The following is a 23,300-nucleotide window of genomic DNA, read 5'->3' on the forward strand; positions in this document are numbered from 1 at the left end:
TGGTCCTGCGGTTCCGCGGGCGAGGGGTGGGCGACGTCGCACAGACAATCAGAGCCGCTATTAACGATATTGCGAACTAATTGCAATAATAATCTGTAGGCTTTGCCGATTAGAGGTTGCTCCGGCGGATCAAAGGGCCTAAGTCGCGCTCGATTTCGCGGGTTGGCGCGTTCGATCGCCCGCGCGCGAGCATCATTGGTTGCTACGCGAAGGAGGTTCAATTGGCCCGCAAGAAGATCGCGCTGATCGGCGCTGGGATGATCGGCGGCACGCTCGCCCATCTCGCCGCGATGAAGGAACTCGGCGACATCATCCTGTTCGACATTGCCGAGGGCATTCCGCAGGGCAAGGCCCTCGATCTCGCGCAGGCGGGCCCGCCCGAAGGCTTCGATGCGGGCCTCAAGGGCACCAACGACTATGCCGACATTGCCGGTGCCGACGTGTGCATCGTCACCGCCGGCGTGCCGCGCAAGCCGGGCATGAGCCGCGATGACCTGCTCGGCATCAACCTCAAGGTGATGAAGTCGGTCGGCGAGGGTATCAAGGCGCATGCGCCGAACGCCTTTGTGATCTGCATCACCAACCCGCTCGACGCGATGGTGTGGGCGCTCCGCGAATTTTCCGGCCTGCCGCACAATATGGTGGTCGGCATGGCGGGCGTGCTCGACAGCTCGCGCTTCCGCCACTTCCTCGCCGAGGAATTCAACGTATCGGTCGAGGATGTCACCGCGTTCGTGCTTGGCGGTCACGGTGACACGATGGTGCCGGTGGTCGAATATTCGACCGTCGCCGGCATTCCGATCCCCGATCTGATCAAGATGGGCTGGTCGACGCAGGACAAGATCGACGCGATCGTCCAGCGCACCCGCTCGGGTGGCGGCGAGATCGTCGGTCTGCTCAAGACCGGCTCGGCCTTCTATGCGCCCGCCACGTCGGCGATCGTGATGGCCGAGAGCTACCTCAAGGATAAGAAGCGTTTGCTGCCCTGCGCGGCACACCTCACCGGCCAATATGGTGTCGACAATCTCTACGTCGGCGTCCCGGTGGTGCTGGGCGCGGGCGGCGTCGAGCGCGTCGTCGAGATCGAGCTGAACGACACGGCCAAGGCCAATTTCGACAAGTCGGTCGACGCGGTGAAGGAACTGCTGGTGGCGTGCAAGGGCATCGACGAGACGCTGAAGTAAGGCTGTTTGAAGTCGAGTGAGCAAGGCAGCGTGAGCTGCGGATGAAGGAGTGGAAGCGGGACTGGAAAGTGCGGGAGATCGAAGCGCTCAATCCTGAACGGGATGGCCTGTACGATCGTATCGCGCTCCCATGACCGCCTTCCCAACTGAACCCCGGCCTTCGCCGGGGCGGTAGAACTGGAGACACGATGAGCATCCTCGTCGACAAGAACACCAAGGTCATCACCCAGGGCATGACGGGCGAAACCGGGAGCTTCCACACTCAGGCGGCGCTCGATTATGGCACGCAGATGGTCGGCGGCGTGACGCCGGGCAAGGGCGGCATCGAGCACCTCGGCCTGCCGGTGTTCGACACCGTCGCCGAGGCGAAGTCGAAGACCGGCGCCGATGCCAGCGTGATCTACGTGCCGCCGCCGTTTGCCGCGGACTCGATCCTCGAGGCGATCGACGCCGAAATCCCGCTGATCGTGTGCATCACCGAGGGCATTCCGGTGCTCGACATGGTCAAGGTGAAGCGCGCGCTCTCCGGCTCCAAGTCGCGGCTGATCGGCCCGAATTGCCCGGGCGTGCTGACGCCGGGCGAGTGCAAGATCGGCATCATGCCGGGCAATATCTTCAAGAAGGGCTCGGTCGGCGTCGTGTCACGCTCGGGCACGCTGACCTATGAGGCGGTGTTCCAGACCACGAACGCCGGCCTGGGCCAGACCACCGCGGTCGGCATCGGCGGCGATCCGGTCAATGGCACCAACTTCATCGACGTGCTCGAGCTGTTCCTCGCCGACGACGCGACCCAGTCGATCATCATGATCGGCGAGATCGGCGGTTCGGCCGAGGAAGAGGCGGCGCAGTTCCTCAAGGACGAGGCCAAGCGCGGGCGCAAGAAGCCGATGGCGGGCTTCATCGCCGGCCGCACGGCGCCTCCGGGCCGCCGCATGGGCCATGCCGGCGCGATCGTTTCGGGCGGCCAGGGTGGTGCCGAGGATAAGATCGCGGCGATGGAAAGCGCCGGCATCAAGGTCGCCGACAGCCCCAGCGAGCTGGGTTCGACGCTGTTCTCGGTGCTGAACGGCTGATTGTAAGGAGCCCGGCCTCGGCGTCGGGCGTTGGAGACAGGCCATGGGTTACGAAGGCCAGGATTTCAGCGAGATTGCGGGTGGCGTGAGCCCGGCATTCGTCGAGACGCTCTACAAACGCTTCAAGAGCGACCCCGGCAGCGTCGAGCCGGGCTGGCGTGCCTGGTTCGAGGGGCTGGAATCGACCGTCTCCGGCCCGAGTTGGCAGCAGTCGAGCTGGCCGCTGACCACCACCGATGATCTGACCGCGGCGCTCGATCCGACGCAGATGGAGCCCGCGCCCAAGCCGGCCAAGGGCGGCAAGCCTGCGGCGGCGGCAGCACCGATATCCGAAGACGCGATCCGCGACGCGTGCGACGCTTCGATCCGGGCGATGATGCTGATCCGCACCTATCGCGTGCGCGGGCATCTGGCGGCCAATCTCGATCCGCTCGGCCTTTCCAACAATCGCGAGATGCCGGAGGATCTGCGCACGCAGTATCACGGCTTCTCGGACGCCGAGCTTGACCGGAAAATCTATCTCGGTGGCGTGCTGGGCGTCCAATATGCCACGCTGCGCGACATCGTCGATACGCTACGCCGCAATTATTGCGGCAACGTCGGCCTGGAATATATGCACATCGCCGATGTCGAGGAACGCCGGTTCCTCCAGGAGCGTATGGAGGGCAAGGACAAGGCGATCGAATTCACCAAGGATGGCAAGGAAGCAATCCTCAACAAGGTGATCGAGGCCGAGCAGTACGAGAAGTTCCTCGGCAAGAAATATGTCGGCACCAAGCGGTTCGGGCTCGACGGCGGCGAGAGCATGATCCCGGCGCTGGAAAGCGTGATCAAATATGGCGGCCAGATGGGCGTCAACGAGATCGTGTTCGGCATGGCGCATCGCGGGCGTTTGAACGTGCTAGCCAATGTGATGGGCAAGCCGTTTCGCGCAATCTTCCACGAATTTTCGGGCGGCTCGTCCAATCCCGAGGACGTCGGCGGTTCCGGTGACGTCAAATATCACCTCGGCACCTCGACCGATCGCGAGTTCGACGGGATCAGCGTGCATATGTCGCTGGTCGCCAATCCGTCGCACCTCGAGGCGGAAGATCCCGTGGTTCTCGGCAAGGTCCGCGCGATCCAGACGATCGCCGGCGATCTGGCCGAGCACAAGCATTCGCTCCCGGTGCTGATCCACGGCGATGCGGCGTTCGCGGGCCAGGGCATCGTGTGGGAATGTTTCGGCTTCTCCGGCCTGCCCGGCTACAATACCGGCGGCTGCATCCATTTCGTCATCAATAACCAGATCGGCTTCACCACCAGCCCGAAGTTCGCGCGGTCGTCGCCCTATCCGTCGGACGTTGCCAAAGGCGTGCAGGCGCCGATCTTCCACGTCAACGGCGACGATCCCGAGGCCGTAACCTTTGCCTGCAAGATGGCGATCGAGTTTCGCCAGAAGTTCCACCGCGACATCGTTATCGACATGTGGTGCTATCGCCGGTTCGGCCATAACGAGGGCGACGAGCCGAGCTTCACCCAGCCGCTGATGTACAAGGCGATCAAGAAGCACCCCGGCGTTGCCGAGGTCTATAGCCAGCGGCTGATGCGGGAGGGCGTGGTCGACCAGGCGTGGATCGACGAGCGGATCAAGCAGTTCACCGAATTGCTCGACGACGAGTTCGAGGCGGGGCAGAGCTATCTGCCCAACAAGGCGGACTGGTTCGCCGGCCGCTGGTCGGGCCTCCATGCCCCGGCCGACGCCGAAACCGCGCGCCGCAACGTCGAAACCAGCATCGACAAGAAGCTGTTCGACGCGCTCGGCCGCACGCTGACCACGGTTCCCGACAGTGTCCAGATCCACAAGACGCTCGGCCGCGTGATCGATGCCAAACGCGAGATGTTCTCTTCCGGCGAGGGCTTCGACTGGGCGACCGGCGAGGCGCTGGCGTTCGGCTCGTTGCTTTCGGAAGGCTATGGCGTTCGCTTGTCGGGCCAGGATTCGGGCCGCGGTACTTTCTCGCAACGCCACGCGGTGTGGGTCGATCAGACCGACGAACACAAATATGTGCCGCTCGATCATGTCGAGCATGGCCGGTTCGAGGTGCTTGACAGCCCGCTTTCCGAATATGGGGTGCTCGGATTCGAATATGGCTATGCGTTGGCCGACCCCAAGACGCTGGTGATGTGGGAAGCGCAGTTCGGCGATTTCGCCAATGGCGCGCAGATCATGATCGACCAATTCATCGCGAGCGGAGAGGCCAAGTGGCTGCGCGCCAACGGCCTCGTGATGCTGCTGCCGCATGGCTATGAAGGGCAGGGGCCGGAGCATAGCTCGGCGCGGCCGGAGCGTTATCTGCAGCTTTGCGCGCAGGACAATATGCAGGTTGCGAACTGCACCACGCCGGCCAATTACTTCCACTTGCTGCGCCGGCAGATGCACCGGAGCTTCCGCAAGCCGTTGGTGATCATGACGCCGAAGTCGTTGCTGCGGCACAAAATGGCGGTATCGAAGGCGAGCGATTTCCTCGGCGACAGCCATTTCCGCCGCTTGCTCTCCGACCCCGCGGCGCCGGCCGACAAGGACACCAAGCGGCTGGTGCTGTGCACCGGCAAGGTTGCCTACGACCTCATCGAAGCACGCGATGCCGCCGGCGACACCGAGACGCAGATCGTCCGCGTCGAGCAGCTCTATCCCTTCCCGGGCGAACCCCTGGCGGCGCGACTGAAGAAGCTGCCCAATCTCGAGGATGTGGTCTGGGCGCAGGAAGAGCCGAAGAACAACGGCGCCTGGTTCTTCGTCGAGCCGTTTATCGAGGCAAGCCTGGCCGAGGCGAAATCGCCCGTGTCGCGCGCGCGCTACGCCGGCCGCGCGGCGGCTGCGTCGCCGGCGACGGGGTTGATGAAGCGGCATCAGATGGAGCAGGGCGCGCTCGTTGCCGAGGCGCTGGGCCACAACGTCCGCGAGGAGATACGGCGGACGCGGAAGGGATGACGACCACATCTTCCCGACCTCCCCGGCGAAGGCCGGGGGCCAGTTGGGAAGGCCGAACTAACGAAGCGAAGCGCTCGTCAATGATCGTCTCGCAATTGGACCCCGGCCCGCGCCGGGGAGGGAAGAAAAAGAGATGACCGAAGTCAAAGTCCCCACGCTGGGCGAATCGATCACCGAAGCGACGCTCGGCGAGTGGCTCAAGCAGCCGGGCGATACGGTGCAGGCCGACGAGCCGATCGCCAGCCTGGAAACCGACAAGGTATCGGTCGAGGTGCCCTCGCCAGTTGCCGGCGTGATGGGCGAGCAGAAGGTCGCGGTCGGCGACACGGTCGAGGTCGGCGCGCTGATCGCGACGGTCGAGGAAGGGGGCGCCGCAGCAGCCAAGCCCGCGCCCGCGCCGAGCCCGTCGCCGGCGCCTGCCGCCGCGCCGGAGCCCAAGCCGACGACCGAGGACAAGGCGCCGCCCGCCGCCGGTCAGCAGGCGCCGGCCGGCAATGTCGAGGCTGCCGCGCTGTCGCCGTCGGTGCGCCGGGCGGTGCTCGAATATGGTGTCGATCCGGCGACCATCACCGGCACCGGCAAGGACGGACGCATTACCAAGGACGATGTGATCGCCGCCGCGCAAAAAGGTGGCGCTTCCGCCCAGGCCGCAGCGCCTGCAGCCGCACCGAGTGCTGCGCCCGCCCGCAAGGAAGAGCGCGTCCGCATGACGCGTCTCCGCCAGACGATCGCCAAGCGCCTCAAGGAAGCGCAGAACACCGCGGCGATGCTCACCACGTTCAACGACGTGGACATGACGGCGGTGATCGAGGCACGCGCGAAGTACAAGGATCTGTTCGAGAAGAAGCACGGCGTGCGGCTGGGCTTCATGGGTTTCTTCGCCAAGGCGGCCTGCCTCGCCTTGAAGGACGTACCAAGCGTCAACGGCTCGATCGAGGGCGACGAGATCGTCTATCACGACTACGCCGACATCTCTGTCGCGGTGTCGGCGCCGCAGGGCCTCGTCGTGCCGGTGGTGCGCGATGCCGACCAGCTCTCGATCGCCGATATCGAGAAGACGATCGGCGATTTCGGCCGACGCGCCAAATCGGGCGAGCTCAAGATGGAGGAGATGAAGGGCGGCACCTTCACCATCTCCAACGGCGGCGTGTTCGGCTCACTGCTCTCGACGCCGATCATCAACCCGCCGCAATCGGCGGTGCTTGGCCTGCATCGCATCGAGGACCGCCCGGTGGTCCGCGACGGCCAGGTGGTGGTGCGCCCGATGATGTATCTCGCATTGAGCTACGATCACCGCTTGATCGACGGCCGCGAGGCGGTGACCTTCCTCGTCGCGCTCAAGAATGCGATCGAGGACCCGACGCGGATTTTGATCGACCTTTGATATTCATCCCTGAGGGGAAGCGAGCGGATTATGGCAGACCAATACGATTATGACGTCCTCGTGATCGGTGCCGGGCCGGGCGGTTACGTCGCCGCGATCCGGGCGGCGCAGCTGGGCCTCAAGACGGCGTGCGCGGAGAGCCGCGAGACGCTGGGCGGGACTTGCCTCAACGTCGGCTGCATCCCGTCCAAGGCTATGCTCCATGCGTCGGAATATTACGAGCAGGCGGCGAACGGGGCGATGGCGAAGCTGGGCGTCAAGGTGACCCCCGAGCTCGATCTCGATACGATGCACGGCCAGCGGCTCGATGCGGTCAAGCAGCTCACCGGCGGGATCGCGTTCCTGTTCAAGAAGAACAAGGTCGACTGGCTGAAGGGCAAGGCGAGCTTCGACGACGCGCATACCGTTACCGTCGCGGGCAACAAGGTGACGGCGAAGAACATCGTCATCGCCACCGGTTCGTCCGTCACGCCGCTGCCGGGTGTCGAGGTTGATAACGACAAGCAGGTGGTGGTCGATTCGACCGGCGCGCTGGAGCTGGCCAAGGTGCCCGAGCACATGGTGGTGATCGGCGGCGGCGTGATCGGGCTCGAGCTCGGCAGCGTCTGGCGGCGGCTCGGCGCCAAAGTAACGTGCGTCGAGTTCCTCGACCAGATCCTGCCCGGCTTCGACGGCGAGGTCCGCAAGGAAGCGCAGAAGATCTTCAAGAAGCAGGGGATCGAGTTCAAGCTCGGCACCAAGGTCACCAAGGTCGACGTGAAGGGCAAGAAGGCGACGATCACTGTCGAGCCGGCGCAGGGCGGTGACAGCGAGACGATCGAGGCGGATTGCGTGCTGGTGTCGATCGGCCGGAAGCCCAATACCGATGGCCTCGGGCTGGACAAGATCGGGCTGGACACCAACCAGCGCGGGCAGATCGAGACCGATCACGACTTTTCGACCAAGGTCGACGGCGTGTGGGCGATCGGCGACGTTATTCCGGGCCCGATGCTCGCGCACAAGGCCGAGGACGAGGGCATCGCGGTGGCCGAGAACATCGCCGGGATGACTGGCATCGTGAACCACGACGTCATCCCGAGCGTCGTCTACACCTGGCCCGAGATCGCCGGCGTCGGCCTCACCGAAGAGGCGGCGAAGGAACGCGGCGAGGTGAAGGTCGGCAAATTCCCGATGCTCGCCAATTCGCGCGCCAAGACCAATCATGAGCCCGACGGCTTCGTGAAGGTGATCGCCGACGCCAAGAGCGACCGCGTGCTCGGCGTGTGGATCATCGCCTCGGTCGCCGGCACGATGATCGCGCAGGCTGCGCAGGCAATGGAATTCGGTGCGACCAGCGAGGACATCGCCTATACCTGCCACGCCCACCCGACGCATTCCGAGGCGATCAAGGAAGCGGCGATGGCGGTGACCGGCAAGCCGATCCACATCTGAGCCGGCTGGCAGGACGCGCGCGGCCGCACTACATCGTTCACCATGCGGTTCGACTTCATCAAGTGTCACGGATCGGGGAACGATTTTCCCCTGATCGACGCCCGCGCCATCGATCTGGATGACGCGACCTGGGGCGGCGTGGCGCGCGCGCTGGCCGATCGCGCGGGGCCGGTCGGCGGCGACGGGTTGCTGCTGCTGACTCGCGGCGATGACCGCCACGCATTCGGCATGCGGATGTTCAACGCCGACGGCAGCGAAGCGGAGACGTGCCTCAACGGGCTGCGCTGCGTGGCGCGGGCCGGGTTCGAGGCGCTGGGCATCGAGGCGGCGTCGGTCAAGCTGATGCGGTCTTCGGCCGAAGTCGCGCGGGACGCGGCACTGGCATCGGGCGTCTATACGGTGCGCGAGACAGTGGGGCCGGCGGAGATCGATACGGCGGGCTGGCCGCTGCGGATCGACCGCGCGACGACGATCGAGCAGGTGGTGGCGCCGCTATCGAGCGAGATGGCGTTCACGGCGGTGGCGATGCCCAATCCGCATTTCGTGGCATTCGTCGATACGATCGATGAAGCGACACTGGTCGCGCTCGGCGAAAAATGCGAGGCGGCGCCGGATTGGCTGCCGCATCGGGCGAACGTCAGTTTCGCGCAAGTGATTGACAGCGCGACGTTGTTCGTGCGGACGTTCGAGCGGGGCGTGGGGCTGACCGACAGCTGCGGCAGCGCGATGGCGGCATCGGTGGTCGCCGCGGGACTGACCGGACGGATCGCCTTCGGCACCGAGATCGCCGTGCTCAACGCCGGCGGGCTGGTCCGCGGCCGCGCCGGCGACGACCTGATCGTGCGCCTTTCGGGCAATACGACGTTCGAATGGCGCGGCTCGGCCGAAGTCGATGCCGGACGGTCGCGCGCCGGCGGCCTGACCATCGCGGGGCATTGCGATGACGAGATCGCCGCCTGGGCGGCGCTTGCCGACTCGATTTTACAACGGCGCTGATTGCCCCCCATTCTGAACTAACCTAGGTTAGCTCAGGGGCGGCGACGGGCCGCCATCAGGGGAGAGGTTTCATGGGTCACATCATTCGGCTGGTCGTGGTCGGCCTGATCGTCGGTATCCTGGCGCGGTTCTTCTATCCGGGTGCGGTGCATCTCGGCTGGATCGGCAGCATCGTGCTGGGCATCGCGGGATCGTTCGTCGCCGGATTCGTGGCCAAGGCGATCCACCCCAATGCCGGCGAACCGATGCATCCCGCCGGCTTCATCGCCTCGATCATCGGCGCGATGGTGCTGATCTTCCTGGCTCGACTGCTCGGGCTGAGCTTCTGAAAATAACCAAATAGGAAAAAATGGCTTGACATCGTCACGCTGTTTCGGTACACATCAGGAACGCTGAGGAATTGCGAGTCGGCGGCGGCGCGACGAGGCACCGCCGCCCGGTGACGTGAGCTTCTGTCGGCGGGACGAATTGGTTGGACGGATCGCCGGCTTCGTGACCGCCAGGTTTGGCTGATACGCATCGGCATGCTGAACTTGGTTCAGCATCCATGGTGCAACAATTGCCGGCTCGCGCGGCGGCGGCGTTGGTCCATGGACCCTGAAACAAGTTCAGGGTGACGGTTCTTATCGGGGCCTTTGGTTCCGTCGGACCGGGCCGTGGTTTTTGTTGAAATCGGGAATGATGTCCGGGCCGGGGCGATCGTGGATCGTTGCCGGCCCGATGTGTTTGGGGGTGGGTATGAGCGTTCTGGCAGGGAGCAACGGGCGCCGGGTGCAGAAGCGCGACGCCCGTGTCGACGGATGGACGAAGGCGAAGCGGGCGTTGTTTCTCGATGCCTTCGCGGCGACGTGCAACGCAGCCTATGCGGCGCGGCGGTGCGGGATGAACGAGCGCAGCGTGCGGGCGCTGAAGGCGCGCGATCCGGCGTTCGCCAAGCTTTACGAAGAAGCGCTGCAGGAGGGATATGACCGGCTGGAGGCCGAGCTGCTGGCGCGGACGCTGGGGGCGGAAGTCGCGAACGGCGAGGACGAGAATCCGACCGAGGCGGAGCGGGAGCGGATCGAGACGGCCGAGTTTGATCCGGCGATGGCGATCAAGGTGCTGCAGATGCGCAAGAGCGAGAAGGCGCATGGTAATGACCGGCGCGGGCGCATCTTCGTGACGGTGACCCAGGAAGAAACGGACGCAGCGCTCGAAAAGAAGCTGGCAGCGGTCGAGCGGCGGTTGGCCAAACAGAAGCAAGCCGGTGCCGAATGAGCGGCGACTGGGGCCGCGCGCTGTTCGCGCGGATGATGGCACTCGATCCCGAGAGCCGGGGCGAGGTGCTCTACTCGCTGAGCGTCGATCAGCGGCGCGAATTCAATCATCGCTGGCCGTTATGGGCGCATGACGGACAGATCGAGCCGCCGGGCGACTGGCGGATATGGCTGATCCGGGCCGGGCGCGGGTTCGGCAAGACGCGCGCCGGCGCCGAATGGGTGAGCGCGATGGCGCGGGGGATGCCCGAGGGGCGGATCGCGCTGGTCGGCGCGACGATCGAGGACGTGCACCGGGTGATGATCGAGGGCGAGAGCGGCATTTTGCGCGTGGCGCATCATGGCGAATGGTTCGACTGGCGGCGCGACGCGGGGGAGTTGCGGTTCGCATCGGGCGCGACCGCCTATGTCTATTCGGCCGAGGCGCCGGAGAAACTGCGCGGGCCGGAACATGCGGTGGCGTGGTGCGACGAGCTTGCCAAATGGCGCAACGGCACCGTTACCTGGGACAATCTGATGATGACGATGCGGATCGGCGAACGGCCGCGCGTGCTGGTGACGACGACGCCGCGGCCGACCGCGCTGATGCGGCGGGTGACGAAACTGGACGGCGTGGTCGAAACGCTGGGGCGGACGGCGGACAACGAGCATCTGCCGGCGAGCTTCGTCGCGGCGATGCAGGGGATGTATGGCGCGAGCGTGCTGGGGCGGCAGGAACTCGACGGCGAACTGATCGAGGATTTGACCGGCGCGCTGTGGTCGCGGGCCGGGCTCGACGATTGCCGGGTGGTGGCAGCGGCCGAGCTGGTGCGGGTGGTGATCGGCGTCGATCCGCCGGCGGGGACCGGGGGCGATGCGTGCGGGATCGTCGCCGCCGGGCTGGGGCGCGACGGGCGCGGCTATGTGCTCGACGATGCGAGCGTTTCGGGCGCGAGCCCCGAGGGCTGGGCGCAGGCGGTGGCGCGGGCGGCGGCGCGGTGGCATGCCGACCGCGTGGTCGTCGAGGCCAACCAGGGCGGGGCGATGGTGAGGAGCGTGCTGCTGGCGGCCGATTGCGGGCTGCCGGTGGCGCTGGTTCACGCGACGCGGGGCAAGAGCGCGCGGGCCGAGCCAGTCGCGACGCTGTATGAGGCGGGGCGGGTGAGCCATGTCGGGGCGTTCGCGCAGCTGGAGGACGAGATGTGCGGCATGATCGCCGGCGGCGGCTATGAAGGGCCGGGCCGATCACCCGATCGCGCCGATGCGCTGGTGTGGGCGCTGGCGGAATTGATGCTGGGGCGAAGGGGCGAGGCGAGCGTCAGGTGGTTGTGAGGGCTGAGGTTGGCGCAATCGCCATGCCGGGATTTTCGATGAGCTCGGGCGAGCCTTGTTCCGGCCTCCATTGGGCCGCAAGATCGAAGGGTCGGGGGTATGTGGCTGGTTGGACCCCGGAACAGGTCCGGGGTGACGGGGGGTGTTTATGTGCGTTCTGGCTTTGGCATGGCGGACGGCTCCCAAATGGCAGCTGGTGGCGGCGGGCAATCGCGATGAAATGCACGATCGGCCGAGCTTGCCGCTGGCGCGATGGGATGACGGGAGCGGGACGATCGCCGGGCGTGATGTCGTGGGCGGCGGGACGTGGCTCGGGGTCAACGAAGCCGGGCGGTTCGCGGTGGTGACCAATGTGCGCGCGGGCGGGGCCGATCCGGCCAGGGCGTCGCGCGGCGGATTGGTGAGCGATGTGCTGGCGCGCGGGGTGGCGGCGGTTTCCGCCGATGATCTGGACGGGTTCAATCCGTTCAACATGCTGGCGGTCGATAGCGGCGGCGCGACCTTGTTGAGCAACCGGCCGGTGCCGATGGTGAAAGCGTTTCGCCCGGGCGCCTATGGCCTGTCCAACGGGCTGCACGATGCGGCCTGGCCCAAGACGCTGGTGGTGCAAGGCGCGGTCGAGCGCTGGATCGCCGAGGATACCGGCGAGATCGAGGACCTGTTCGTGGCGCTCAGCGACGAACGGCGGTTCGACGACACGGATGGCGATGAGCGCGAGCCGGTCGGATCGCCGGTGTTCATCCGGCACCCGGTTTATGGCACGCGGTGCAGCACGGTGGTGACGGTCACCCGCGAGGGGCGCGGGATGATCGCCGAGCGGCGGTTCGGGGCCGATGGCGCGGTGACGGGTGAGACGCGTATCGCGTTCGGCTGGGCAGTTTAGGACGATCTGAAGTTCGCGGTAAAAAGCGCCGTCATGCTGAACTTGGTTCAGCATCCATGGTGCAACAATTGCCGGCCCGCGCGGCGGCGGTGTTGGTCCATGGACCCTGAAACGAGTTCAGGGTGACGGAAAGGGATGGGGATCGGGGGCGACGCGTGGGCCGCGGCCCGGCGGATATTCGGAGAAGCAGATGAAATGGTTCGGCTGGAAGGCGGCCGGGCGCGTCGAGGCGCGTCCGGCGTTGGCGCGTGGGCAATCCTATCCGGTGGTGATCGGGGAGTGGCCGCGCTCTTACGAGGCGCAGGTGCGCGAGGCGTATCTGGGCAATGCGATCGCGCAGCGAGCGGTGAAGCTGGTCGCCGAAGGGGTCGGCGGGTCGCCGGTGAGCGCGTCGGACGAGCGGGTGGCGGGGCTGGTCGCTGCGCGATCGGGCGGACAGCCGCTCATCGAGACGCTGGCGGCGTATCTGCTGCTCCACGGCAATGCCTATGTGCAGGTGTTGGCGACGCCCGAGGGGGAAGTTGCCGAGCTGTTCGCCTTGCGGCCCGAGCGGGTGACGGTGGAGCCCGACGCGAGCGGGTGGCCGGCGGCGTATCGCTACCGCGTCGGGGATCGGGTGGCGCAGCTTTCGGCGGATGGTCCGAGGGCCGAGATCATCCATCTGAAGGCGTTCAATCCGCTCGACGATCATTACGGGCTGGGGTGCCTGGGCGCGGCGGCCGGCGCGGTGGCGATCCACAATGCGGCGACGCGATGGTCCAAGGCCTTGCTCGACAATGCGGCGCGGCCGTCGGGCGCGCTGGTCTATGCGCCGGGTGACGGGGCGACGCTGTCGCCGGAGCAGTTCGAGCGGTTGAAGAGCGAGATGGAAGCGGGGTTCGCCGGCGCGGGCAACGCCGGTCGGCCGATGCTGCTCGACGGCGGGCTGAAGTGGCAGGCCTTGTCGATGAGCCCGGCGGACATGGATTTCGCCGGCACCAAGGCGGCGGCGGCGCGCGAGATCGCGCTCGCCTTCGGGGTGCCGCCGATGCTGCTCGGGCTGCCGGGCGACAATACCTACGCCAATTACCAGGAAGCCAACAAGGCGTTGTGGCGGCTGGCGATTCTGCCGCTGGCGGGGGCGATTTTGACTGGGCTGGCGCAAGGGCTGGCGGGCTGGGTGCCCGGCGCGGCGCTGGCGGTCGATCTCGATGCCGTGACGGCGCTTTCCGGGGATCGCGAGCGGCTGTGGGCGCAGGTGAGCGCGGCGGAATTCCTCAGCGATGCGGAGAAGCGGGCGATGCTGGGTATCGAGCCGCATTGATGGCGCAGATACGGGCGCCGGCCTGCCAGGTGCCGCCGGCGTGACGACACTTGGCCTTAAGCACGGCATCGGTGTCCCACAGCACGAACACGACGAACGCCAGCGTGGCGAGGAGGCCGAGCAGCAGGGCGGCGGTGCGGTCACGCATGGCAGTGGCGTAAGCGGCGCGCGGGCGCCGGGCAAGGGTGAGATCCATGGAAACGAGCGTATTGGCGCAGCTTCTGGCGCAAGCCGAGGATGCGCGAGGCGACCTGACGACGCTGCGCGCGATCGTCGAGGAAGCGGGCGAGCTGGGGGCGACGCGGGCGCTGACGCGGCTGGGGCTGGCGGATGACGGGGCGGAGCGGGACGTAGCCGAGCTGCGCGAGCTGCTGCGGGCGTGGCGCGATGCGAAACGGTCGGCATGGAAAGCGGCGGTCGGCTGGGTGGTGCGGCTGATGAGCGTGCTGCTGCTCGCCGGGCTGGCGGTGAAGCTGGGGTTCGGGGACTGGGTGAAGTGAGCGTCCGCTTTGCCGGATACGCCGCGGTGTTCGACCGGGTCGATCGCGGCGGCGACGTGGTGCGCGTGGGCGCGTTCGGGGCGCCGGGGGCGGTGCCGTTGCTGTGGCAGCATGGCGGCGCGCCGGTCGGCGTGATCGAGAGCCTGGCCGAGGATGCGCGCGGGTTGCGCGTGATCGGGCGGGTGGATGACGCGCGGCTGGCCGGGCTGGTCAGTGCCGGCGCGGTCGATGGACTGTCGTTCGGCTATCGGGTGCGGGGCGCGAGGGCCGGGCGGGTGCGCGAGTTGACCGCGCTCGAGCTGGTCGAGGTGAGCCTGGTCGCGCAGCCGATGCAGCCGCTGGCGCGGGTGCATGCGGTGGATGGGAAATAACGAAATCGGGCGTCCGTGGCGGGCGCCCCTCCACCATTCGCTGCGCGAATGGTCCCCCTCCCCGTGCCGGGGAGGATCTTTTCTGGTGGGAGAAAGTGATGACGGAGACGGTGGATACGCTCGAGGCGAGTTTCGAGCAGGTGGAGATGGCGGCGCCCGTCGCGCGGCCGGTGCTGGCGGGCGCGCGCGAGCCGCGGGCGGCGGCGTTCGAGGGGTTTCTTCGGAGCGGCGCGAGCGTGGAGATGAAGGCGTTTACCGGGGTAAGCGGCGATAGTGGCGGCTATGCGGTGCCGCAGGAAATCGACGCGGTGATCGACGCGACGTTAAAGAGCATCTCGCCCATTCGCAGCATCGCCAATGTCGTGAAGGTGGGCTCGGCGGGGTATCGCAAGCTGGTGACGACGGGGGGCACGCCGTCGGGCTGGGCGGGCGAGGCCGACGCGCGCGACACGACCGATACGCCGGTATTCAGTGAGATCGCGCCGCCGATGGGCGAGCTTTACGCCAATCCGAGCGCGAGCCAGGCGATGCTCGATGACGCGCTGTTCGATGTCGAGCAATGGCTGGCGGGCGAGATCGCGCGGGAATTCGCCGCCGCGGAAGGATCGGCGTTCGTCGCGGGCAGCGGCACGAACCAGCCCAAGGGCTTCCTGTCGGCGCCGACCGGCACGGCGAGCGACGCAACGCGCAGTTTCGGGACCTTGCAGTATCTCGCGTCGGGCGCGTCGGGCGATTTCGGGAGCAACCCCGACGAGCGGCTGATCGACCTGGTGCAGACGCTGCGCGCGCCCTATCGGCAGGGCGCGGTGTTCGTGATGAATTCGGCAACGCTGGCGCGGATTCGCAAACTCAAGACGACCGACGGCGCGTTCCTGTGGCAGCCAAGCCTGGCGGCGGGGCAGCCGGCGACGCTGCTCGGCTATCCAGTGATCGAGGCCGAGGACATGCCCGACATCGCCGCCAATTCGCTGTCGATCGCGTTCGGTAATTTCAAGGCGGGCTATTTGATCGCCGAGCGCAGCGAGACGGCGATCCTGCGCGATCCGTACAGCAACAAGCCGTTCGTCAATTTCTACGCGACGGCGCGGCTCGATATCGTGGTTCAGGCGTCAGTGGTCGCGGGCGGGGTGGATACGCCGCCGGCGGCGCCCGCCGTCGGCCAAAGCTGGATTGTGGGAGAGGCGCCGGAGGGCGACTGGAGTGGCCATGGCGGCGCTATCGCCGGCTGGACACCGGGCGGGTGGCGCTTCCTCGACCCTATCGACGGGATGGCGGCCTGGGCGCAGGATGCGGGCATCGTCTGGCGGCGCGTCGCGGGCGCATGGCTGGCGGGCGAATTGACCGGGCAACGCGTCTCGATCGGCGGCGTGCAGGTGGTCGGCGCGCAGCAGGCGGCGATCGACGCGCCGGCTGGGGGCGACACGATCGACGCGGAGGCGCGCGCGGCGATCGCGTCGATCCTCGGCGCGCTGCGCTCGCACGGGCTGATCGCGGCGTGATCCAAGCTGCTAGGATTGTTGCGTTTAGGCAACAGGCGCCGATTTTGTTTCGCTTGCGCGGAAACCTTCCTTTCGATAGGGAGTTTGGGCTGTCCGTAGTGACAACTCAGAAAGGGGATTACGATGCGGAAGCTTGCCGTCGCACTGGCACTTTCCACTACCGCTCTCGCTTCTCCCGCCCTCGCCCGCGATCATTCGTGGTACGTGGGTGTGGAAGGCGGTCCGAATATCGTCGAAGATATCCAATATGATATCGGCTCGGCCGACAAGGCCGGCGTCGTCAACAGCAAGTACGGCTACTCGGTCGATGGCAATGTTGGCTACGATTTCGGCGCGTTCCGGCTGGAAGCGGAAGTTGGCTATCAGCATGCCAACCTCGATTCTTATTATTCGTCGCTTGGTACGCCGTATTACACCACCGGTGGCGCTCTCGCCTCGGCTCCGGCGAGCACGTTTGACCACGCTTCGGGCTCCACTTCGGCGCTCAGCTTCATGGTCAACGGCCTGCTCGATTTCGGTGACGATGACGGCGTCCAGGGCTTCGTCGGCGGTGGTGCCGGTGTCGCTCGCGTCAAGGCAGCGAATTACGCGCTGACCAGCGGCGGGCCGTTCCTCGACGATTCGGATACCGTGTTCGCCTGGCAGGCGATCGCCGGCGTCCGTGCGCCGATCAGCGACCATGTCGACGTTTCGTTGAAGTACAAGTTCTTCAACGCCGACAAGGTCAAGATGTACGACGTGACCAACCGCGAGTTCGAGGGCCGTTTCCGGTCGCACTCGATCATGGGTGGGCTGACGTACAACTTCGGCGCCCCGCCGCCGCCGCCTCCGCCGCCGCCTCCCCCGCCGCCTCCGCCACCTCCTCCGCCGCCGCCTCCGCCGCCGCCGGAAGTGACGTGCTCGCCGGGTCCGTTCATCGTGTTCTTCGAATGGGACAAGTCGAACATCACGCCGGAAGCGGCGTCGATCCTCGACAATGCGATCACGGCCTATCAGAGCTGCGGCAATGCGCAGGTCATGCTGGCTGGCTACGCGGACCGTTCGGGTCCGGCCAGCTACAACGTCGGGCTGTCGCAGCGCCGCGCGGACTCGGTGAAGGCCTATATGGTCGATCACTCGATCCCCGAGGGCGTGATCACGACCCAGGCGTTCGGCGAAACCAACCCGCGCGTGCAGACCGCCGATGGCGTTCGCGAGGTGCAGAACCGCCGCGTGGAGATCACCTACGGGCCGGGTTCGGGGATGTAATTCCCAAACCCGATCTGTTGATCGGATTGAGGGAGGTCGGTTCGCCGGCCTCCCTTTTTCTTTGAGGTTTGATAATCGTTTAAAGCGGTTGCGCGCCTTCCGGTGATGAGGTGGTTCGTCTCGCTGCCGGCATGTTCGGCCGCGCAAGACGCGTTAATCCGAATGCGCGGTCTGGCATTCGATGGCGGGGCTGGTAGAGGCAGGTCTCGTCCGCGGCACGGCGCCGCTTCCGCAGGAGGGAAAGCGAGACAATGCGTATCACAATGATCGGCTCGGGATATGTCGGGCTGGTATCGGGGGCCTGTTTTTCCGATTTCGGTCATGACGTGGTGTGCGTCGACAAGGACGAGGGCAAGATCGCGGCGCTGAAAGCCGGCCGCATGCCGATCTACGAACCCGGCCTCGATCAATTGGTGGCGACCAATGTCGAGGCGGGACGATTGTCCTTCACCACCGACCTCAAGGCCGGGGTTGCCGGCGCCGATGCGATCTTCATCGCGGTGGGCACGCCATCGCGGCGCGGCGACGGCCATGCCGATCTCAGCTATGTGTTCGCCGCCGCCAAGGAGATCGCGGAATCGATCACCGGCCCGGTGGTGGTGGTCGACAAGTCGACCGTGCCGGTCGGCACTGGCGACAAGGTCGAGGCGATCCTGAAGGAAACGCGGCCGGAGATCGAAACCGCGGTGGTGTCCAACCCGGAATTCCTGCGCGAAGGGGCGGCGATCGGCGATTTCAAGCGGCCCGACCGGATCGTGATCGGCGCCGAGGACGAATGGGCGCGCGAGGTGATGCGCGACGTTTATCGGCCGCTTTATCTCAACGAGAGCCCGCTGCTGTTCACCGGACGACGGACAGCGGAATTGACCAAATATGCCGCCAATGCGTTCCTTGCGACCAAGATCACTTTCATCAACGAGATTGCCGACCTGTGCGAGATGGTGGGGGCGAACGTGCAGGACGTGGCGCGCGGGATCGGGCTCGACAATCGGATCGGCCCCAAGTTCCTGCACGCCGGACCGGGCTATGGCGGCTCGTGCTTTCCCAAGGACACGCTGGCGCTGCTCAAGACCGCCGAGGATTATGAGAGCCCTGTCCACATCGTCGAGGCGGTGGTCAAGGTGAACGACAGCCGCAAGCGCGCGATGGGGCGCAAGGTGATCAAGGCGCTGGGCGACGATGCCAAGGGCAAGACGGTCGCGCTGCTCGGCCTGACGTTCAAGCCGAATACCGACGACATGCGCGACGCGCCCTCGATCGCGATCGCGCAGACGCTGCTCGATGGCGGGGCGTCGATCCGCGCCTATGATCCCGAGGGCATGGAGATCGCCAAGGGCATCATGCCCGACGTGACCTATTGCAGCGATGCCTATCAGGCCGCGAAGGATGCCGATGCGGTGGTGATCGTGACCGAATGGGATGCGTTCCGCGCGCTGGATCTCAAGCGCTTGCGCCAGGAAATGGCTGGCAATGTTCTGGTCGACCTGCGCAATATCTATTCGCCGGCCGAGATCGCGCGGACCGATTTCCAGTACAGCTCGATCGGACGGTGATGGCGTGAGCACACCGCCGCCGATCGACGGTCTGCTCGAGACCGCGCTTTATGTCGACGACATGGCGCGATCGGTGGTGTTCTTTCGCGACGTGCTGGGGCTGGCGCCGATGATCGAGGGCGAGCGGCTGACCGTGTTCGATGCCGGACGCCAGGGCGTGCTGCTGGTCTTTGCGCGCGGGGAATCGGTGGACGACATGCCGTCCGAGCGCGGCGTGGTGCCCGGCCATGACGGGCGAGGGCCCTTGCACATGGCGTTCGCAATCGCGGCCGACAGCTATGACGCTTGGCGCGCGCATCTCGCCGCGGCGGGCGTGACGATGCGGGGCGAGATGCACTGGCCGCGCGGCGGGCGCAGCCTCTATTTCGAGGATCCGGACGGGCATGTGCTCGAGCTGGCGACGCCGGGATTGTGGCCGACTTATTGAGCCGGCTCGAGCGCAGGGGCCAACCAGGGCGGAATGATCGCGTCGCCGAGCGATTCGACGCGACGCAATTCGACCATCAGGCCGAGATCGGGATAGGTCGCGCGGGTGCGGTCCCCCGGTTCGGATAGCGGCGCGACGACGAGGCGGCGATTGACCTTGGCGCGATAGTGCATGCGCGCGGTGTTTTCCTGGCCGACGTAACAGCCCTTGGTGAAATTGACGCCGTTCAGCTCAGCGGCGTTGCATTCGAGCCAGAGCGTCTCGCCCGACCCGAGCTCCGCCACGCCTTCGGTGACGCCGAGGCGGAGGCGATGCTCGCGCCAAGCCGAGGCCGGCGCCGCGGCCGGCGCGAGCCAGCGACGGCCGAGATCGGCGAGGCGAGGATCGGGCACGCCTTCGATGCCTGCGAGCGACCAATGGACGGCGCCCGCGGCGGGCTCGATCGTGATCGCGCGACGCAGCCGATAGAGCGTCAGGCGCCTGGCCAGCGCCTCTGCCTGATCGGCCTCGCAATCGATCAGCACGGCATCGCCGTCGGCCCAGAGAATGAAATCGAACAGGGCCTTGCCTTGCGGGGTGAGGAGACCGGTCCACAGCGGGTGGGCCGCGTCCAGCGTGGCGACGTCGCTGGTGACCAGCCCCTGCAGGAAGCCGCGGACGTCATCGCCGGCGAGGCGGATCAGGGCGCGGTCGGCGAGCATCGTCGGGGTGGTTTCGGCCATGGCGAACAGGTAGGGAGGCGCAGGACATAACGAAAGGGCTGGCGATGGCGACGTTCGATCTCAAACTGAGCGGCGGGACAGTACACACGCCCGGCGGGCCGGTGCGGGCGGATGTCGGCATATGCGACGGCAAGATCGTGGCGATCGGCGAGGCAGGCGATGCCGGGGAGGTGATCGATTGTACGGGATTGGACGTGCTGCCCGGCGTGATCGACACGCAGGTTCATTTCCGCGAGCCGGGCATGATCCACAAGGAGGATCTGGAAACCGGCAGCCGGGCCGCAGTGCTCGGCGGCGTGACCGCGGTGTTCGAGATGCCCAACACCAAGCCCAATACCGACAGCGCCGAGGCGATCGCCGACAAGCTGGCGCGCGCCAAGGGGCGGATGTGGTGCGACCATGCGTTCTACGTCGGCGCGACCAACGCCAATGCGGCCGCGCTGGCCGAACTGGAGCGGTTGCCGGGGACGGCGGGGGTCAAGATCTTCATGGGCGCCTCGACCGGGGACTTGCTGGTTTCGGAGGATTCGAGCCTGGCGGACGTGCTCGCTTCGGGCCATCGGCGGGTGGCGATCCATGCCGAGGACGAGCATCGGATGAACGATCGCAAGGGAGAACGCGTCGCCGGCGACCCCGCGTCGCACCCGGTGTGGCGCGACGACGAGAGCGCGATGCTGGCGACGCAGCGCATCCTGAAGCTGGCGCGAGCGGCGAAGCGGCGCATCCACGTGCTGCACGTGACGACGCCCGCCGAGCTCGAACTGCTCGGACGGAACAAGGATATCGCGACCTGCGAAGTGACGCCGCAACACCTGACGCTGGCCGGCGAGGAAGCGTATCCGCGGCTGGGGACGCTGGCGCAGATGAACCCGCCGATCCGATCCGGTGCGCATCGCGATGGCCTGTGGCACTGGCTCAACCAGGGCGTGCCCGACGTGATCGGATCCGACCATGCGCCGCATACGCTGGAGGAGAAAGGCAAGGCCTATCCCGACTCGCCAAGCGGCATGCCGGGCGTGCAGACGCTGCTGCCGCTGCTGCTCGATCATGTCGCCAAGGGGCGGATGAGCTTGCAGCGATTGATCGAGCTGACCTCGGCCGGCGCGCAGCGGATTTTCGGGATCGTCGGCAAGGGCCGGATCGCGGCGGGCTATGACGCCGATTTCTCGATCGTCGACCTGAAATCGCAATGGACGATCGACGAGAGCTGGCTTGCCTCGCGCGCGGGCTGGTCTCCGTTCACGGGGATGGCGCTGACCGGCCGGCCGGTGGGAACCATCATCCGCGGCCGGCGCGTGATGTGGGAGGGCGTGCTTGCTGATACGGCGAGCGGCGCGCCGATCCGGTTCGAGGCGACCGAATTCGCGGCCTGACCGGTGCGCATCAACCGCGCGATCTACCATGATCTGCTGGTGGCGCGGCGCGAGACGGCAGCGGCACTGGCGGGGTGGAGCGACCGATTGCTCGTGCTGGCGGGGCTGGCGCTGATCGTCGCGGGGACGCGGCAAGCGACCGCGGACGCGCCGATCCGGGCGATCGAGGGCATCGCCCTGCTGATCGGCGGCGCGATCGGCCTGGAATGCGGTCGGCTGGCGGCGCGGCGCCTGAGCTTCCATCGCGATGCCTATCTGTTCGCCGCCGATGTGCTGTCGCGCGCCGGCGGCTGGCGATATCGGCTAGGCGTGGGGTCGGTGGTGGCGCTGGTCGTTGCCAGCACGGCGGTGGTGATCGATCGGCGTGCCGCGTTTCCGGCGCTGGCGGGGGCGACCGCCGGACTTGCGCTGGCATTCGCGAACCAGCGAGCGGGCGCGCGGCTGACCGGTTCGGTTCGACCGAGCACCGACCTGCTGCGCCATGGCGTGGGCGCGACCGGTGCGCTGGCGATTGCGACGCTGCCATTGTGGTGGCCGACCGCGCCGGCCTGGGTTCCGGCGCTGCCGATCGCGGCGATCGTTGCGATGATGAGCCCCGCCGACGCCGAGGTGGTTCGATTCGAGGCGCGGATCGGTCGTCGGCCGTTGACGGCACTCGTGCGGTTGCGGCGTGCGGCATTGTGGCTGATCGGGCTGACGTTGATCGAGGCGATCGTCGAAGGACCGGCGGCGGCGGGGATCGCCGCGCTGATCGGGCTCATTCTCTTGTGGTGGGCGGCGTTGCGGCTGCTGGCCTGGCGGATGGCCGGACGGCGCAGCGGCGAACTGATCGTGATGGCGCTCGCCGCGGCGAGCGGCGTTGCCGGTGCGTTGGCGATCGTGCTGGCGCCGGCTGCGCTGGCGGCGGGATCGATATGGCTGTGGCGGCGATCCCGCACGGCGACATGGTTGATCGCATGACCAGCCTGGCGGTCGAGCAGCTTCGCGTCGAGCGTAATGGCGCGATCGTGGTCGATGGCGTCGGGCTCGGCGTCGACGGCGGCAAGTGGTGCGGGGTGATCGGCGCCAACGGATCGGGCAAGACCAGCCTGTTGCGGGCGATCGCCGGGCGCTTGCCCACGGCGGCGGGCCGGTTGCTGATCGACGGCGTGGACCATGCCGGCGATCGCGCCGCGCGCGCCCGGCGGATCGGGTTCGCGCCGCCGATCGAGACGCTGCCCGATGCCCTGCGCACGCGGGACGTGCTGCGGCTGGCAGGTGACACACTGGATGCCGCGATCGAGCGATTGGGGCCATTGCGATCGGCTTTGGGGATCGACGCCCTGATCGATCGGACGATCGGAACCTGCTCGGCGGGCATGCGGCAACGCGTGGCGATCGCCTGTGCGTTTGCCGGCGGACATGATGCGGTGGTGCTCGACGAGCCGTTCAACTGGCTCGATCCGGTAGCGGCGTATGACGTACGGATGGCGCTGCGGCAGATGGTAGAGCGCGGATTGCTGCTGGTGACGGCGCTGCACGATCTCGCGACGCTGATCGCGGCGTGCGACCAGGGCTTGCTGCTGAGCGACGGCAAGGCGGCCTTGACGATCGATCCGGCCGATCTGGTTGCAGCGCGGGCGGCGCCGGCGGATTTCGAGCGGCGGATGATCGGGTTGCTGCGCGGGCGATCCTGATCGGCGGGTTACGGATACGGTGCGGCCGACAGGGTGTCAGGATCGAACCGGCGCCAGCGAGCTTGTTTCAGGACCGATGTGCTTCATCGCCGTTGAGCGCGCCGGCCGGCGTTGCGCCATGGATGCTGAAACGAGT

The 23,300-nt window shown here is 66.8% G+C and carries 22 protein-coding genes; 20 read left to right on the forward strand and 2 right to left on the reverse strand.

Going from position 1 to position 23,300, the window contains the following annotated elements; all coding sequences use genetic code 11:
• The first annotated feature begins 221 nt into the window (after positions 1-221).
• The 11 genes from mdh to K7G81_RS01220 all read left to right on the forward strand — a co-directional run bounded on the left by mdh (position 222) and on the right by K7G81_RS01220 (position 13,795).
• Positions 222-1,184: a malate dehydrogenase gene (gene mdh, locus K7G81_RS01170; RefSeq protein WP_223028908.1), complete on the forward strand. Its 963-nt coding sequence runs from the start codon at positions 222-224 to the stop codon at positions 1,182-1,184.
• A gap of 188 nt (positions 1,185-1,372) precedes the next feature.
• On the forward strand, positions 1,373-2,257 hold the full coding sequence (sucD, locus tag K7G81_RS01175) for a succinate--CoA ligase subunit alpha (RefSeq protein ID WP_223028909.1): 885 nt from the start codon (positions 1,373-1,375) through the stop codon (positions 2,255-2,257).
• 43 nt (positions 2,258-2,300) lie between these two features.
• The gene (locus K7G81_RS01180) at positions 2,301-5,231 is read left to right on the forward strand and encodes a 2-oxoglutarate dehydrogenase E1 component (RefSeq protein WP_223028910.1); all 2,931 of its coding nucleotides are present in this window, start codon (positions 2,301-2,303) and stop codon (positions 5,229-5,231) included.
• Between the two features lie 133 nt (positions 5,232-5,364).
• Positions 5,365-6,615, forward strand: coding sequence for a 2-oxoglutarate dehydrogenase complex dihydrolipoyllysine-residue succinyltransferase (gene odhB / locus K7G81_RS01185; protein WP_223028911.1), 1,251 nt, complete (start codon positions 5,365-5,367; stop codon positions 6,613-6,615).
• Between the two features lie 30 nt (positions 6,616-6,645).
• Positions 6,646-8,046, forward strand: coding sequence for a dihydrolipoyl dehydrogenase (gene lpdA, locus K7G81_RS01190; protein WP_223028912.1), 1,401 nt, complete (start codon positions 6,646-6,648; stop codon positions 8,044-8,046).
• Positions 8,047-8,088: 42 nt separating this feature from the next.
• Entirely contained in the window at positions 8,089-9,042 is a 954-nt protein-coding gene (dapF, locus tag K7G81_RS01195) for a diaminopimelate epimerase (RefSeq protein ID WP_223028913.1), read from the forward strand.
• Positions 9,043-9,113: 71 nt separating this feature from the next.
• Positions 9,114-9,371, forward strand: coding sequence for a GlsB/YeaQ/YmgE family stress response membrane protein (locus K7G81_RS01200; RefSeq protein ID WP_223028914.1), 258 nt, complete (start codon positions 9,114-9,116; stop codon positions 9,369-9,371).
• Between the two features lie 409 nt (positions 9,372-9,780).
• Complete coding sequence (locus K7G81_RS01205) at positions 9,781-10,299, forward strand: hypothetical protein (protein ID WP_223028915.1); 519 nt, start codon at positions 9,781-9,783, stop codon at positions 10,297-10,299.
• Positions 10,296-11,609 (forward strand): DNA-packaging protein, encoded by a 1,314-nt coding sequence (locus K7G81_RS01210; RefSeq protein ID WP_223028916.1) that lies wholly within the window; start codon positions 10,296-10,298, stop codon positions 11,607-11,609. The genes K7G81_RS01205 and K7G81_RS01210 overlap by 4 nt, the downstream gene beginning before the upstream one ends.
• Before the next feature lie 148 nt (positions 11,610-11,757).
• A complete protein-coding gene (locus K7G81_RS01215; protein ID WP_223028917.1) occupies positions 11,758-12,492 on the forward strand; it encodes an NRDE family protein in 735 nt (244 codons plus the stop codon).
• Between the two features lie 190 nt (positions 12,493-12,682).
• Positions 12,683-13,795, forward strand: a complete 1,113-nt coding sequence (locus K7G81_RS01220) for a phage portal protein (RefSeq protein WP_223028918.1) — start codon at positions 12,683-12,685, stop codon at positions 13,793-13,795.
• Here K7G81_RS01220 and K7G81_RS01225 read toward each other — a convergent pair.
• The gene (locus K7G81_RS01225; RefSeq protein WP_223028919.1) at positions 13,749-13,991 is read right to left on the reverse strand and encodes a hypothetical protein; all 243 of its coding nucleotides are present in this window, start codon (positions 13,989-13,991) and stop codon (positions 13,749-13,751) included. The two genes, K7G81_RS01220 and K7G81_RS01225, sit on opposite strands and share 47 nt — an antisense overlap.
• On the opposite strand from K7G81_RS01225, the gene K7G81_RS01230 reads away from it, so the two are divergent.
• The 6 genes from K7G81_RS01230 to K7G81_RS01255 all read left to right on the forward strand — a co-directional run bounded on the left by K7G81_RS01230 (position 13,990) and on the right by K7G81_RS01255 (position 19,393).
• Entirely contained in the window at positions 13,990-14,295 is a 306-nt protein-coding gene (locus K7G81_RS01230; protein WP_223028920.1) for a DUF6127 family protein, read from the forward strand. The genes K7G81_RS01225 and K7G81_RS01230 overlap by 2 nt on opposite strands.
• Positions 14,292-14,666 (forward strand): HK97 family phage prohead protease, encoded by a 375-nt coding sequence (locus K7G81_RS01235; RefSeq protein ID WP_223028921.1) that lies wholly within the window; start codon positions 14,292-14,294, stop codon positions 14,664-14,666. The genes K7G81_RS01230 and K7G81_RS01235 overlap by 4 nt, the downstream gene beginning before the upstream one ends.
• A 98-nt stretch (positions 14,667-14,764) precedes the next feature.
• Complete coding sequence (locus K7G81_RS01240) at positions 14,765-16,165, forward strand: phage major capsid protein (protein ID WP_223028922.1); 1,401 nt, start codon at positions 14,765-14,767, stop codon at positions 16,163-16,165.
• A gap of 123 nt (positions 16,166-16,288) precedes the next feature.
• Entirely contained in the window at positions 16,289-17,413 is a 1,125-nt protein-coding gene (locus tag K7G81_RS01245) for an OmpA family protein (protein ID WP_223028923.1), read from the forward strand.
• 251 nt (positions 17,414-17,664) lie between these two features.
• Positions 17,665-18,966 carry a UDP-glucose dehydrogenase family protein gene (locus K7G81_RS01250; RefSeq protein ID WP_223028924.1) on the forward strand — a complete coding sequence of 434 codons (1,302 nt, stop codon included), beginning with the start codon at positions 17,665-17,667 and terminating at the stop codon, positions 18,964-18,966.
• 4 nt (positions 18,967-18,970) lie between these two features.
• The gene (locus K7G81_RS01255) at positions 18,971-19,393 is read left to right on the forward strand and encodes a VOC family protein (RefSeq protein ID WP_223028925.1); all 423 of its coding nucleotides are present in this window, start codon (positions 18,971-18,973) and stop codon (positions 19,391-19,393) included.
• On the opposite strand, the gene ygfZ is transcribed toward K7G81_RS01255, so the two are convergent.
• Positions 19,387-20,115, reverse strand: a complete 729-nt coding sequence (gene ygfZ, locus K7G81_RS01260; protein ID WP_223028926.1) for a CAF17-like 4Fe-4S cluster assembly/insertion protein YgfZ — start codon at positions 20,113-20,115, stop codon at positions 19,387-19,389. The genes K7G81_RS01255 and ygfZ overlap by 7 nt on opposite strands.
• 44 nt (positions 20,116-20,159) lie before the next feature.
• Between ygfZ and K7G81_RS01265 the strand changes: the two genes are divergently transcribed.
• Genes K7G81_RS01265 through K7G81_RS01275 form a run of 3 tightly spaced genes read left to right on the forward strand, consistent with a single transcriptional unit; the run spans position 20,160 to position 23,164 of the window.
• The gene (locus K7G81_RS01265; protein WP_223028927.1) at positions 20,160-21,488 is read left to right on the forward strand and encodes a dihydroorotase; all 1,329 of its coding nucleotides are present in this window, start codon (positions 20,160-20,162) and stop codon (positions 21,486-21,488) included.
• A 3-nt stretch (positions 21,489-21,491) separates the two neighbouring features.
• Complete coding sequence (locus K7G81_RS01270; protein ID WP_223028928.1) at positions 21,492-22,448, forward strand: hypothetical protein; 957 nt, start codon at positions 21,492-21,494, stop codon at positions 22,446-22,448.
• Positions 22,409-23,164 carry an ATP-binding cassette domain-containing protein gene (locus K7G81_RS01275; protein WP_369412002.1) on the forward strand — a complete coding sequence of 252 codons (756 nt, stop codon included), beginning with the start codon at positions 22,409-22,411 and terminating at the stop codon, positions 23,162-23,164. The genes K7G81_RS01270 and K7G81_RS01275 overlap by 40 nt, the downstream gene beginning before the upstream one ends.
• Positions 23,165-23,300: the final 136 nt, after the last annotated feature.

It is taken from the genome of Hephaestia mangrovi (assembly GCF_019880555.1).
In the GTDB taxonomy this organism is placed as follows: Bacteria; Pseudomonadota; Alphaproteobacteria; order Sphingomonadales; family Sphingomonadaceae; genus Sphingomonas; species Sphingomonas mangrovi.

Coding starts and splice junctions, on each gene's coding strand:
- K7G81_RS01225 (WP_223028919.1), bottom strand. CDS start 13,991: ATGGATCTCACCCTTGCCCGGCGCCCGCGCGCCGCTTACGCCACTGCC.
- K7G81_RS01180 (WP_223028910.1), top strand. CDS start 2,301: ATGGGTTACGAAGGCCAGGATTTCAGCGAGATTGCGGGTGGCGTGAGC.
- K7G81_RS01240 (WP_223028922.1), top strand. CDS start 14,765: ATGACGGAGACGGTGGATACGCTCGAGGCGAGTTTCGAGCAGGTGGAG.
- odhB (WP_223028911.1), top strand. CDS start 5,365: ATGACCGAAGTCAAAGTCCCCACGCTGGGCGAATCGATCACCGAAGCG.
- K7G81_RS01200 (WP_223028914.1), top strand. CDS start 9,114: ATGGGTCACATCATTCGGCTGGTCGTGGTCGGCCTGATCGTCGGTATC.
- sucD (WP_223028909.1), top strand. CDS start 1,373: ATGAGCATCCTCGTCGACAAGAACACCAAGGTCATCACCCAGGGCATG.
- lpdA (WP_223028912.1), top strand. CDS start 6,646: ATGGCAGACCAATACGATTATGACGTCCTCGTGATCGGTGCCGGGCCG.
- K7G81_RS01215 (WP_223028917.1), top strand. CDS start 11,758: ATGTGCGTTCTGGCTTTGGCATGGCGGACGGCTCCCAAATGGCAGCTG.
- K7G81_RS01205 (WP_223028915.1), top strand. CDS start 9,781: ATGAGCGTTCTGGCAGGGAGCAACGGGCGCCGGGTGCAGAAGCGCGAC.
- dapF (WP_223028913.1), top strand. CDS start 8,089: ATGCGGTTCGACTTCATCAAGTGTCACGGATCGGGGAACGATTTTCCC.
- K7G81_RS01220 (WP_223028918.1), top strand. CDS start 12,683: ATGAAATGGTTCGGCTGGAAGGCGGCCGGGCGCGTCGAGGCGCGTCCG.
- ygfZ (WP_223028926.1), bottom strand. CDS start 20,115: ATGGCCGAAACCACCCCGACGATGCTCGCCGACCGCGCCCTGATCCGC.
- K7G81_RS01250 (WP_223028924.1), top strand. CDS start 17,665: ATGCGTATCACAATGATCGGCTCGGGATATGTCGGGCTGGTATCGGGG.
- K7G81_RS01245 (WP_223028923.1), top strand. CDS start 16,289: ATGCGGAAGCTTGCCGTCGCACTGGCACTTTCCACTACCGCTCTCGCT.
- K7G81_RS01265 (WP_223028927.1), top strand. CDS start 20,160: ATGGCGACGTTCGATCTCAAACTGAGCGGCGGGACAGTACACACGCCC.
- K7G81_RS01230 (WP_223028920.1), top strand. CDS start 13,990: ATGGAAACGAGCGTATTGGCGCAGCTTCTGGCGCAAGCCGAGGATGCG.
- K7G81_RS01210 (WP_223028916.1), top strand. CDS start 10,296: ATGAGCGGCGACTGGGGCCGCGCGCTGTTCGCGCGGATGATGGCACTC.